Origin of the sequence: Streptomyces sp. NRRL S-920, from assembly GCF_000717945.1 — a bacterium.
Lineage (GTDB): Bacteria > Actinomycetota > Actinomycetes > Streptomycetales > Streptomycetaceae > Streptomyces > Streptomyces alboniger.
Genome location: NZ_JODF01000016.1, coordinates 40,187 through 53,035, shown reverse-complemented (window position 1 = coordinate 53,035; position 12,849 = coordinate 40,187). Strand labels below are relative to the sequence as shown.

The following is a 12,849-nucleotide window of genomic DNA, read 5'->3' as shown; positions in this document are numbered from 1 at the left end:
TTAGCATGGACATCCGCACCGATCAAGGCCATTTGGGGAAGGTGTCATGACTGCAAACGGCGGTTCTTCGACTGGGGTGCCCGAGAAATTCGCGACGCTCGGGCTGACCTACGACGACGTGCTGCTGCTGCCGGGCGCGTCGGACATGGCGCCCGACCAGATCGACACTTCCTCGTACATCTCGAAGAACGTGCGGGTGAACGTCCCGCTGCTCTCGGCCGCGATGGACAAGGTCACCGAGTCCCGCATGGCGATCGCCATGGCGCGCCAGGGCGGCGTCGGCGTGCTGCACCGCAACCTCTCCATCGCCGACCAGGCCAACCAGGTCGACCTGGTGAAGCGCTCCGAGTCCGGCATGGTCACCGACCCGATCACGGTGCACCCGGACGCGACGCTCGCCGAGGCCGACGCGATCTGCGCGAAGTTCCGCATCAGCGGCGTCCCGGTGACCGACGCGGCGGGCAAGCTGCTCGGCATCGTCACCAACCGCGACATGGCCTTCGAGAACGACCGCGGCCGCCAGGTCCGCGAGGTCATGACGCCGATGCCGCTGGTCACCGGCAAGGTCGGCATCTCGGGCGTGGACGCCATGGAGCTGCTGCGCCGCCACAAGATCGAGAAGCTTCCGCTGGTCGACGACGCGGGCGTCCTCAAGGGCCTCATCACGGTCAAGGACTTCGTGAAGGCCGAGAAGTACCCGAACGCCGCCAAGGACGGCGAGGGCCGCCTCCTGGTCGGCGCCGCCGTGGGCGTCGCGGGCGACGCCTTCGAGCGCGCCCAGGCCCTGGTCGCCGCGGGCGTCGACTTCATCGTCGTCGACACCGCGCACGGCCACTCCCGCCTGGTCGGCGACATGGTCGCCAAGATCAAGTCGGACGCCCCGGGCGTCGACGTCATCGGCGGCAACATCGCCACCCGCGAGGGCGCCCAGGCGCTCATCGACGCCGGTGTCGACGGCATCAAGGTCGGCGTCGGTCCCGGCTCCATCTGTACGACGCGTGTCGTCGCCGGCATCGGCGTGCCGCAGGTGACGGCCATCTACGAAGCGTCGCTCGCCGCCAAGGAGGCCGGTGTCCCGGTCATCGGCGACGGCGGCCTCCAGTACTCCGGAGACATCGCCAAAGCGCTCGTCGCCGGCGCGGACACGGTCATGCTGGGCTCGCTGCTCGCCGGCTGCGAGGAGTCCCCGGGTGAGCTGATGTTCATCAACGGCAAGCAGTTCAAGTCGTACCGCGGCATGGGCTCGCTCGGCGCGATGCAGTCCCGCGGCGACCAGCGCTCCTTCTCCAAGGACCGCTACTTCCAGGAGGGCGTCGCCTCCGACGAGAAGCTGGTGCCCGAGGGCATCGAGGGCCAGGTCCCCTACCGCGGCCCGCTCTCGGCGGTCGTCCACCAGCTGGTGGGCGGTCTGCGCCAGTCGATGTTCTACGTCGGCGGGCGTACCGTCCCCGACCTCCAGGCCAACGGCCGCTTCGTCCGCATCACGTCCGCGGGCCTCAAGGAGAGCCACCCGCACGACATCCAGATGACGGTCGAGGCGCCGAACTACAGCCGTAGTAAGTAGCTTCAGCGGTATCACACGGCCTTGCGGCTCCACGCGCGCGTGGAGGGGCGGTCCCGGCTCACCGGGGCCGCCCCTTCCGTGTGTGTCGGGGATACTGGACAGGCAGACCAAGAGGGAAAGGCCCCACAACGTGACTGAGATCGAGATCGGGCGCGGCAAGCGCGGCCGCCGCGCGTACGCCTTCGACGACATCGCCGTCGTACCGAGCCGGCGCACCCGCGACCCGAAGGAGGTCTCGATCGCGTGGCAGATCGACGCCTACCGCTTCGAGCTGCCCTTCCTGGCGGCCCCCATGGACTCGGTCGTCTCGCCGCAGACGGCCATCCGCATCGGTGAACTGGGCGGCCTCGGCGTCCTGAACCTCGAAGGCCTCTGGACGCGGTACGAGGACCCGCAGCCGCTGCTCGACGAGATCGCCGAGCTGGACTCGGAGACCGCGACCCGGCGCCTCCAGGAGATCTACGCGGCCCCCATCAAGGCCGACCTGATCGGGCAGCGCATCAAGGAGGTGCGCGACGCGGGCGTCGTCACCGCCGCCGCGCTCTCCCCGCAGCGCACCGCCGAGTTCTCCAAGGCCGTCGTGGACGCCGGGGTGGACATCTTCGTGATCCGCGGCACCACCGTCTCCGCCGAGCACGTCTCCGGCGCCGCCGAGCCGCTGAACCTGAAGCAGTTCATCTACGAGCTGGACGTGCCGGTCATCGTGGGCGGCTGCGCCACCTACACCGCCGCCCTGCACCTGATGCGCACGGGCGCCGCGGGCGTCCTGGTCGGCTTCGGCGGCGGCGCCGCGCACACCACGCGCAATGTCCTGGGCATCCAGGTGCCGATGGCCACCGCCGTCGCCGATGTCGCGGCCGCCCGCCGTGACTACATGGACGAGTCCGGCGGCCGTTACGTGCACGTCATCGCCGACGGCGGCGTGGGCTGGTCCGGTGACCTGCCCAAGGCCATCGCATGCGGCGCCGACGCCGTGATGGTGGGCTCCCCGCTGGCGCGCGCCACGGACGCGCCCGGCAAGGGCCACCACTGGGGCATGGAGGCCGTCCACGAGGACGTGCCGCGCGGCAAGAAGGTCCACCTGGGCACGGTCGGCACGACCGAGGAGATCCTCGCCGGTCCCTCGCACATCCCGGACGGCTCGATGAACTTCTTCGGGGCGCTGCGCCGCGCGATGGCGACGACGGGCTACAGCGAGCTGAAGGAGTTCCAGCGCGTCGAGGTGACGGTCGCGGACTCGCAGCACAAGCGGTGAGCATCTGAGGGTCCAGTTTCTGGACGCTGCTCTACGGAAGGGCCCCGGTACGTGCGTACCGGGGCCCTTCCGCGTACTCAGAGGCGGTGAGCCGCGCCCGCCGGGGTCGCGCCCCTGGTGTCCAGCAGGAGCTGGGCCTTCACGGCCAGGCCTTGCAGGTCGTACGTGCGGTGGTGCTGGAGCAGGATCGTGAGGTCGGCGTCGGCCGCCGCCTCGTAGAGGGAGTCCGCGCGCGGGACGGGCCTGCCGAGGATGCTCCAGTTGGAGACGTAGGGGTCGTGGTAGCTGACGGCCGCGCCCAGCTCCATGAGGCGGGTCGCCACCTCCTGGGCGGGGGCGCCCTGCTGGTCGGCCAGGTCAGGTTTGTAGGTGACGCCGAGGAGCAGGACGCGGGCGCCGCGGACGGACTTGCCGTGTTCGTTGAGCAGGGTCGCCGAGCGCTGGATGACGTACTGGGGCATGCGGTCGTTGACCTGCTGGGCCAGTTCGACCATGCGCAGGGGGCGGGCCCCGCGGGACGGGTTCGGGATGTCCAGGGGGACGCCGTGGCCGCCGACGCCGGGGCCGGGCCGGAAGGCCTGGAAGCCGAAGGGCTTGGTCTCCGCGCAGCGGATGACGTCCCACAGGTCGATGCCGAGGTCGTGGCAGAGCACCGCCATCTCGTTGACCAGCGCCATGTTCACATGCCGGTAGTTGGTCTCCAGGAGGTGCACGGTCTCGGCCTCGCGGGGGCCTCGGGCGCGGACGACCTTGTCGGTGAGGCGGCCGTAGAAGGTGGCGGCCGATTCGGTGCAGGCCGGGGTGAGGCCGCCGATGACCTTCGGGGTGCCGGCGTAGCCGTGCGAGCGGTTGCCGGGGTCGAGGCGGCCCGGGGAGTAGGCGAGGTGGAAGTCGCGGCCCGCGCGCAGGCCCGAGCCGGATTCGAGGATCGGACGGACGAATTCCTCGGTGGACCCCGGGTACGCGGGGGATTCGAGGATCACGGTGGTGTGCGGGCGCAGCCGCGCGGCCAGCGCCCGGGCGGCCTCGGCCACCTGGCTCAGGTCGAGCGAGCGGTCGGCGGCGGGCGGAGTGGGGGCGCAGATGACGGCGGTGCGGACCCTGCCGAGTTCGGCCGGGTCGGTGGTCGGCCGGAAGCCCCCCGAGAGCATCCGGCGTACGTCGGCGGCGGTGAGGGTTCCCTCGGCACCGTCGCAGGGCAGGCGGCCGCCTGCCAGGTCGGTGGCGCGGACCGGGTCGTAGCCGATGGTGGCGATGGAGCGGGCGACGGCGGCCTGCGCGAGGGGCAGGCCGAGGTGGCCGAGACCGATGACTGCGAGATCTGCGGGCATGGCGGTGGGCCGTCCTCCCAATAGCCGGAGCGGGACGAGCGCGCAAGCCCTGTGGACAAGGCGGACCAGCGCAATGTCAGACTAGGAGTAAATATGACCGATTTGCGGTATTGCCTCGCGCCGAAGTCCGGAGTGTTGTCCACAGGCTGCGGGTGAGATCGGCGGGCGGGGACGAAATCTGGGCATGATGTGAGTCCGACCACACCCGATCACAGCGGGAGGCAGCGGTGAGGACAGCGACACTGGGGCCGGCCGAGCGTGCCGAGTCACTTGCGGGAATGGCCGACCGGGAGCTGGACATCCTGGTCGTGGGCGCGGGGGTGGTCGGCGCGGGGACGGCTCTCGACGCGGTCACCCGCGGCCTGTCCACCGGCCTGGTCGAGGCCAGGGACTGGGCGTCGGGCACCTCCAGCCGTTCGAGCAAGCTGATCCACGGCGGACTGCGCTATCTGGAGATGCTCGACTTCGCGCTCGTGCGGGAGGCGCTGAAGGAGCGCGGCCTGCTCCTGGAGCGGCTCGCCCCGCACCTCGTGAAGCCCGTGCCGTTCCTCTACCCCTTGCAGCACAAGGGCTGGGAGAGGTTGTACGCCGGATCGGGCGTCGCGCTCTACGACGCCATGTCGATGTCGCGCGGGCACGGCCGCGGCCTGCCCATGCACCGCCATCTGACGCGCCGCCACGCCCTGCGCGTCGCCCCGTGCCTGAAGAAGGAAGCGCTGGTCGGCGCGATGCAGTACTACGACGCGCAGATGGACGACGCCCGCTATGTGGCCACCCTGGTGCGCACCGCGGCGGCGTACGGCGCGAAGGTCGCCAACCGCGCGCGCGTCACCGGCTTCCTGCGCGAGGGCGAGCGCGTGGTCGGCGCCCGGGTGCAGGACGTGGAGGGCGGCGGGGAGTACGAGATCCGCGCCAAGCAGGTGGTCAACGCCACGGGCGTGTGGACGGACGACACACAGGCGATGGTCGGCGAGCGCGGGCAGTTCCACGTCAGGGCGTCCAAGGGCATCCACCTGGTCGTGCCCAAGGACCGCATCAACTCCACGACCGGACTGATCCTGCGGACCGAGAAGAGCGTCCTGTTCGTCATCCCCTGGGGACGGCACTGGATCGTGGGCACGACCGACACGGACTGGGACCTCGACAAGGCCCACCCGGCCGCGTCCAGCGCCGACATCGACTACCTCCTGGAGCATGTGAACTCGGTCCTGGCGGTGCCCCTCTCCCGGGACGACGTCCAGGGGGTCTATGCCGGCCTGCGCCCACTGCTCGCCGGGGAGTCGGACGCCACGAGCAAGCTGTCCAGGGAGCACACGGTCGCGCATCCGGCGCCCGGCCTCGTGGTCGTCGCGGGCGGCAAGTACACGACGTACCGCGTCATGGCCAAGGACGCCGTCGACGAGGCCGTGCACGCGCTGGACCAGCGGGTCGCCGAGTGCGTCACCGAGGACATCCCCCTGGTCGGCGCCGAGGGGTACAGGGCGCTGTGGAACGCCAGGGCGAGGACCGCCGCGCGCACGGGCCTCCATGTGGTGCGCGTGGAGCACTTGTTGAACCGGTACGGCGCACTGGCCGAGGAGGTGCTCGAACTGATCACCGCGGACCCGGCCCTCGGCGAGCCGCTGCCGGGCGCCGACGACTACCTCCGCGCCGAGATCGTCTACGCCGCGTCGCACGAGGGCGCCCGGCACCTCGACGACGTGCTGACCCGGCGCACCCGCATCTCGATCGAGACGTTCGACCGGGGCACGCGCAGCGCCCGGGAGTGCGCCGAGCTGATGGCGCCCGTCCTCGGCTGGGACAAGGACCAGATCGAGCGGGAGGTGCAGCACTACGAGAAGCGGGTGGAGGCCGAGCGGGAGTCGCAGCGGCAGCCGGACGACCTGACGGCGGACGCGGCGCGGCTGGGCGCACCGGACATCGTGCCGCTCGCCTAGGGCCTGTCCGGCGGATCATGCCGCGGGCCGCGGGGCCTGGCACGCCGATCTGCACAGAAAGGTGACCGCCACCCAAGTGCGGCCTGATCCGCCGGACAGGCCCTAGCGAGACGGCCGCTGCGCGGCGCGGGGGCAGAACTCGGCCGCCAGGAGGGCCGTTTCCAGACCGGGGTCGGCCAGCTTGTCCGTGTTGACACGGAAAGTGAGGACGCGTCGGCCGTCGCGGGTGGCGGCGGTGCGGACGTAGCTGCCGGCGATGTGGCCGTTGTGGCCCCACACCGTGGTGCCGCAGGGGAGTTTGTACGGGTACAGCCCCATGCCGTAGCGGCCGTGTGCGGTGCGGGTGTTGAGCATCTCGCGCAGGAAGGGGGCGGGGAGGAGACGGCCGGTGAGCAGGGAGGCGTAGAAGCGGTTCAGGTCCGCGAGGGTGGAGATCACTTCGCCCGCGGCGCCCGCGACGCGGGGGTCGAGCCGGGTGACGTCCTCGCCGTCCCTCGTGTACGCGCGACCGTGGGGAGAGGGGAGCGTGGTGCGAGCACCGGGGAACGAGGTGCCGGTGAGACGGAGGGGTCCGAGGACACGGCGCTCGGCCTCGGTGGCGTAGGTGTGGCCGGTGACTTGCTCGATCACCATGCCGAGCAGGACGTAGTTCGTATTGGAGTACGCCCAGCGGCCCTTGGGGGACGCGGGGCGGGCCAGGGCGGTGCGGACCGCCCGGATGGGAGTGACGGGGGGGGGGGGGGGGCGGGGGGGGGGGGGGGGGTGGGGCCCCCCCCGGGGGGGGGGGGGGGGGGGGGGGGGGGTGCCGTGGGTGACGGCGGTGAAGTCGGCGAGGCCGCTGGTGTGGGTGAGCAGAGCGCGCAGGGTGATGCGCCGGCCGTCGGCGCCGGGGCCGCGTACGAGCCCGGGGAGGTGGCGCTCCACGGGGTCGGACAGGGACAGCCGGTGTTCGGCGGCGAGTTGGAGGACGACCGTCGCGATGAACGTCTTGGTGATGCTGCCCACCCGGAAGTGGTCGGCGCGGGTGGGGGCGGGGCCGGTGCGGGCGGCGTGGGCGAAGTGAACGCGGGGCCGTCTGACCGGCTTCGGGGCCGCTGTCATCGCCCGGGGTGGCTTCGGTCGCGGCGTACCGGCGACCGGCGTGGCGAAGCGTGCGGGCCTTGTCCGGTGGGGCTGTTGTGGCTCTGCGGGGGCCCGCTGGCCGAGCGGTCCCGCGGTGCTCGGGAGCGGTGCGGTCAGTTCGCGGGTCAGGAGGGCCGCGGCCGGGGCCTTGCCTCGGCCGATGAGCAGCGGAAGAGTGGCGTCCGTGGTCGTCGTCGTGGGTTGCGGCGGGCCTGCCGTCAGGCTGATGAGGGTCGCCGCCAGGACGATGGCCGCCAGTGAGCGCGGTGTCGGCATGGCGCTCCCTCCTTGTGCGCGGTCCATCATGCGGGACGGTGGACCCTGGGCGTCGGCCGGTCCCCGGGTAGGGGACAATGAAGGCTCTGTCAGGGCGGGTTGCGCGGTAGCAGCGGTAGCAGCAGAGGGGACGCATGTCGGACGCGGAGCAGACGGGTGAGTCCCGTCGGGACAGGAGCGAACGTCTCCTTGCCGGCCGGTACCGGCTGGGAGAGGTGCTCGGCCGCGGCGGCATGGGCACCGTGTGGCGCGCCAAGGACGAGACGCTGGGCCGTACGGTCGCGGTGAAGGAGCTGCGGTTCCCCTCGAGCATCGACGAGGAGGAGAAGCGGCGGCTCATCACGCGGACGCTGCGCGAGGCGAAGGCGATCGCGCGGATCCGCAACACCAGCGCGGTGACGGTCTACGACGTGGTCGACGAGGACGACCGGCCGTGGATCGTGATGGAGCTGGTCGAGGGCAAGTCCCTCGCGGAGGCGATCCGCGAGGACGGGCTGCTCACGCCGAAGCGGGCGGCCGAGGTCGGCCTCGCCGTGCTCGACGTGCTGCGGTCCGCCCACCGCGAGGGCATCCTGCACCGCGACGTGAAGCCGTCGAACGTGCTGATCGCCGAGGACGGCCGGGTCGTGCTCACGGACTTCGGCATCGCGCAGGTCGAGGGCGACCCGTCGATCACGTCGACGGGCATGCTCGTCGGCGCCCCCTCGTACATCTCCCCGGAGCGTGCCCGCGGGCACAAGCCGGGTCCCGCGGCCGACCTGTGGTCGCTGGGCGGCCTGCTGTACGCGGCGGTGGAGGGCGTACCCCCGTACGACAAGGGGTCGGCGATCGCGACCCTCACCGCGGTGATGACCGAGGACGTGGAACAGCCCACGAACGCCGGGCCGTTGGAGAAGGTCATCTACGGCCTCCTCGCCAAGGACCCCGAGCAGCGGCTCGACGACGCGGGGGCGCGAGCGCTCCTGATGGACGTCATCCACGCCCCGGAGGCCAAGGCCGAGCCGGAACCGGTCGAGGCGACCAAGGTCGTGCCGCTGCCTCCACTGCCACCGCTGCCGAAGAAGCAGGCCAAGACGGCCAAGTCGCTCAGGTCGGGCACCCCGGCCAGGCTGACGAAGAAGCCGGGCGCGGGCACGGCTGCCGCGGGCGCCGCGGGTTCGGCCGCCGCTTCCGGGTCCGTCGCGGGGCGCAAGGGCGAGGAGGCGGCCGATCGGCTGAAGGGGGCGCTGCGGTCGGTCCGCAAGGCGACCTCGGCGGTGACCGGGACCGCGGTGGGCGCGGCGTCCGGTTCGGGCGCGGGGTCCGGCCCGGCGACGGGGTCGGCGGCCGGCTCGGGCTACGGGACCACGGCAGGCGCCGGGGCCGGGGCGGCCGTGCCGCCACCGCCGGGCACGCCGCCGCGGGTGCCCCCGAAGGCATCGCTCACCGATGTGGTGCCGCGCCGCACGCTGGTGATCGTGTCCGTGGTGGCCGTACTCGCGGTGCTCGGTACGGTGCTGGCCTTCGCGCTCTCGAACGATGAGGACGGCACGTCCGGCAAGGACAGCAAGGGCGGCGACAAGGCGGCGTCCAGCGGGGCGAGCGCCGGCGGCCAGGGCAAGGACGACGCCGGCAAGGACACGGGCAAGGGCTCCGGTTCCGGGTCAGGGTCCGGGTCCGGGGACGACAAGGAAGAGGGCCAGGGCCAGGGCACCGACCCGGGCAAGGGTTCGGACTCGGACGAGGGCGAGGGACACGACCCCAGCCAGAACGACGACGGCGAGAAGCCAGGTGACGGCGCCGAGTCGACGTACGAGCACGACCAGGGCTTCAAGATCGGGCTGCCCAAGGGGTGGAAGTACCAGTCCACCGGAATCGCGGGCGCGCGGTTCACCGGCCCCAACGGCCAGAAGCTGCTGATCGGTTGGACGACCTCGCCCAAGGACAACCCGGTGCGCGACTGGAAGAACCAGGAGAACGGCATGGTCCGGTCGCAGTATGACCGGATACGGATAGAGAAGGTGGATTTCCGCGGGTGGAACACCGCTGACTGGGAGTTCACCTACGTGGAGGGCGGGACCAAGTACCGCTCCGTCGACCGCGGCTTCGTCGTCAACGGCGGGCTCGGCTACGGAATCATGTACACGGCCAAGGCTGACGAGTGGAAGAGCGATCAGCGGCGGGACACGTGGCGGACCTTCACGAAGACGTTCCAGCCGAAGTCGTGAGTCGGGGCGGGGGATGCGGGGCTTGAGATCCGGGGCCTGAGATTCGGGCCCTGAGATCTCGTATCCCCTCATTGCGGTTCGCCAACGGCACGTATCGTGAGTGCTTGCGGACCGTACGCAGCCGCAACGAGCCACAAGACGAACGGAATTGACCACCGGGCGGACGGGGGAGGCGTCGTGGACGACTACGCGGGTCGGGTGCTCGCCGACCGCTACCGCCTGCCGCTACCGCCCTCGGACGAGTACGAACTCGCCGAATCCCGTGCCTTCGATACGTACAGCGGGCAGGAAGTCCTGGTCAGGCAGGTTCCGCTGCCCGAGATCGTCGAGGCGGAGGTCCTTGACGAGGACGACCTGCCCGAGGGGTTCGTGCCCCGGGCGGGGGCGGGCGGCACCGGGGTGCGGCGGACCTCGGCGCGGACGACGCGCAGGCCCACGGACCCGGCGGTGCGGCGCGCGATGGAGGCCGCGCAGACGGCCGCGCAGATACCGGACCACCCTCGCCTGGACCAGGTCTTCGACGTGTTCGCGGAGGGTGGCTCGCTCTGGATAGTGAGCGAGTTGGTGGCGGCGAGGCCACTGGCGGCGCTCCTCGCGGACCGGCCGCTGAGCCCGTACCGCGCGGCGGAGGTCGCGGCGGACGTCCTGGCGGCGCTGCGGGTGCTGCACGCGCACGGCTGGGTGCATCGGAACATCACCGCGCGCACGGTGCTGATCTGCGACGACGGCCGCGTGATGCTGACGGGCCTGGCGGCCGGGGCGGCCGAGGAGGCGCTGTGCGGATACGACCCACGGCCCGTGGAGGCGGGGGAGGCCGCGGGGTCGGCGGGATCGGTCGGGAACGTGGCGGCGTATGAGGGAGCGTACGCCGGGGCGTACGAGGAGGCCGATGCCTCCGATGCCGCGTACGAGGCCGACGAGGTGCCGATCGAGCCTGCGCCGGAGACGTACGGAGCGTATGGGGGCCCCGGGGGGCCCGGGGGAGCAGGGGAGTTCGCGGCGCGGCGGGCTGCCGAGGCGTCGGAAGCGGCGGAGGCAGCTGGGGCCGCGGGGGCTGCTTGGGGTGAGGCGCGGGGCGCGCGCGGCGGGTCCATCGCGGCGTACCGCGCGGGGGCCGCGCGGGCGGCGGCCAGGGTCGACGAGGAGACGTCCGGGGTGCCGGGCCCGCGGAGCGCCGAGGGCGGCGGCTTCGGGGAGGCCTCGAACACGGCCGGCCGGATCTCGGACCCTTATGGAGTCGGGGAGACGAAGTCTTGGCACGGGGCGCTGCCGCGCGGCGGGGTGCCCTCGGCAAGGAGCGGGGACGCGACCGGCTCGGCGGGACGTGGAGAGAGGCCTGATGGGCCCGGTGCCGGTTCCGGTGGGACTGGGTGGCCGGGGATGCCTGTGGGTGGCGGCGGCGTAGCCCGGCGCGAGGGTGCGGCCACTCGTGAGAGCGGGGCCCATCTGGAGGGCACGGCCCGCCGTGAAGGCGCGGTCCCGGGGCAGGGCCCGGCGCCCGTCGCGCACCGGCGGAGTGCGGGTGACGGCCGGGGGCGGAGCGCGCCCGGGGCGTACGACGGGTACGGGGAGAGCGGCGAGGAGTGCCGGGAGCCCGGCGGTTGGGGCGCGGCCGAGGGCGAGGCGGCGGGGCGGCGCGGTCCCACCACCGCGCTGGACGCCGAGCGGGCCCGCCACGCGCGCATGGTCGTCGTCGGCGCCGTCACCGAGCGGTGGGCGCCCGAGCAGGCGGGCCCGGTGCACGAGAACTGGCAGCTCGCCGCGCCCATCGGCCCCGCCACCGACCTGTGGGCCCTCGGGGCGCTGCTCTTCCGCGCGGTTCAGGGACACGCGCCCTACCCCGAGGACAACACCGCGGAACTCGTCCAGTTGGTATGCGCCGAGCCGCCCGCCTTCGCCGAGGAGTGCGGCCCGCTGCGGCCCGTCGTCGAGTCCCTGCTGCGCCAGGACCCCACCGACCGGCTGGACTTCGAGGAACTGAGCGGCTGGCTGCGTTCGTTGGTGCGCTCCGCGCCGGAGCCGGAGGCCGGGGCGCACGTCGTGCCGGTGCCGCCCTACGACGCCGGACGCCTGCCCGTCGTACGCCGCAGGGGGGAGGTCGTGCGCAAACGCCGTGCGGCCGCGCCCGCCACCACGGGCCAGGGGCACGGTCGGCACAAGCGCGGGCGCGGCAGGGATGTGAAGGCCGCGCGCGGGCCCCATGGCCGCGAGCCGCGGCGGCTGCGCGAGGACCCGCCGCCACGCGAGCGGGAGCCCGGCCCCCTCCGCGAGGCCAGGGGCCCCCTACGCGAGGCCGGGTCGGCCCGTCGGCCGCAGGCCCGGGGGCCCGCGCGGCCTCGCTCCCTCGGGCGGTTGCTGCTCATCGCCATCCTCGTCGGGCTCGTCGCGGCGGTCGCGTACGCCATCCTGTTCCTGCCCGAGTCCGACGACGGGGGGTCGGGCGACCGCGCGGGGACCGCCGGTGAGTCGAGCGCGGGCCCCAGCCACGAGGAGCAACCCGGCGACGGCAAACCCGGCGACGACAAGCCGGGCAAGGACGAGCCGGGCAAGGGCAGCTCCGGTGATGACGAGGCCGGCAAGAGCCCCAGTTCGCAAGAGCCGCAGACGTCCGGGCCCGAGGTGCCGCGTGGTTTCGCCCTGCGCAAGGACGCGGAGGGCTTCCGCGTCGCCGTGGCGAGCGGCTGGGACCGGCAGCCCAAGAACGGTCGGGGTCAGGTCCGTTACACCCAGGGCGGTTTCGAACTGCTCGTCGTGCCGGGACGTGACACGACGGACAGCTACGGCAGCGACCCCATGAAGTACCAGCGCGAGCACGAGCGCGAGTTGCAGCCGTTCCGCGACTCCTCCTGGGCGACGTCCAGCGGCATGCGGCGCATCGACGTCGGCGGGCGGGCCATGGCCGAGGGGCAGTTCACCTGGCAGGACGCGCAGGGCCGCGAGATCTACGTACGCAATCTCGCGATGGTCGTCGGCGGGAAGTACCACGTGGTGCAGGTGCGGGGGCCCGAGGCGGAGCGGGACGAGGTGTCGCGGCTGTACGAGCAGGCGGCGAAGTCCTACCAGGTCTCCGGCTAGGCCGCAGCCCGCACAGCGCGCCACCAGCACCACATTGAGCCCGCATCAGCCGTGACACCCACCCCCTGCGGTTCCCTGGGGG

Annotated in this window: 7 protein-coding genes; 5 read left to right on the top strand and 2 right to left on the bottom strand. The window is 72.7% G+C overall.

Annotated features, from left to right (window positions below; translation table 11 throughout):
- Window positions 1-46: 46 nt before the first annotated feature.
- Both guaB and IG54_RS0114025 read left to right on the top strand, forming a co-directional pair.
- Window positions 47-1,564 carry an IMP dehydrogenase gene (gene guaB / locus IG54_RS0114030; protein WP_030782425.1) on the top strand — a complete coding sequence of 506 codons (1,518 nt, stop codon included), beginning with the start codon at window positions 47-49 and terminating at the stop codon, window positions 1,562-1,564.
- Between the two features lie 130 nt (window positions 1,565-1,694).
- Window positions 1,695-2,819, top strand: coding sequence for a GuaB3 family IMP dehydrogenase-related protein (locus IG54_RS0114025; protein ID WP_030782422.1), 1,125 nt, complete (start codon window positions 1,695-1,697; stop codon window positions 2,817-2,819).
- Window positions 2,820-2,896: 77 nt separating this feature from the next.
- Here the strand turns inward: IG54_RS0114025 and IG54_RS0114020 are convergent, their stop codons facing one another.
- Window positions 2,897-4,150, bottom strand: coding sequence for a nucleotide sugar dehydrogenase (locus IG54_RS0114020; protein WP_030782420.1), 1,254 nt, complete (start codon window positions 4,148-4,150; stop codon window positions 2,897-2,899).
- 227 nt (window positions 4,151-4,377) lie between these two features.
- Here IG54_RS0114020 and IG54_RS0114015 point away from each other — a divergent pair, with 227 nt between their 5' ends.
- Window positions 4,378-6,087, top strand: coding sequence for a glycerol-3-phosphate dehydrogenase/oxidase (locus IG54_RS0114015; RefSeq protein ID WP_030782418.1), 1,710 nt, complete (start codon window positions 4,378-4,380; stop codon window positions 6,085-6,087).
- 102 nt (window positions 6,088-6,189) lie between these two features.
- On the opposite strand, the gene IG54_RS0114010 is transcribed toward IG54_RS0114015, so the two are convergent.
- The gene (locus IG54_RS0114010; RefSeq protein ID WP_037897087.1) at window positions 6,190-7,485 is read right to left on the bottom strand and encodes a serine hydrolase domain-containing protein; all 1,296 of its coding nucleotides are present in this window, start codon (window positions 7,483-7,485) and stop codon (window positions 6,190-6,192) included.
- Between the two features lie 134 nt (window positions 7,486-7,619).
- On the opposite strand from IG54_RS0114010, the gene IG54_RS0114005 reads away from it, so the two are divergent.
- Window positions 7,620-9,692, top strand: coding sequence for a serine/threonine-protein kinase (locus tag IG54_RS0114005; RefSeq protein ID WP_030782400.1), 2,073 nt, complete (start codon window positions 7,620-7,622; stop codon window positions 9,690-9,692).
- A 177-nt stretch (window positions 9,693-9,869) separates the two neighbouring features.
- On the top strand, window positions 9,870-12,767 hold the full coding sequence (locus IG54_RS0114000; RefSeq protein WP_037897085.1) for a protein kinase: 2,898 nt from the start codon (window positions 9,870-9,872) through the stop codon (window positions 12,765-12,767).
- The last annotated feature ends 82 nt before the right edge of the window (window positions 12,768-12,849 follow it).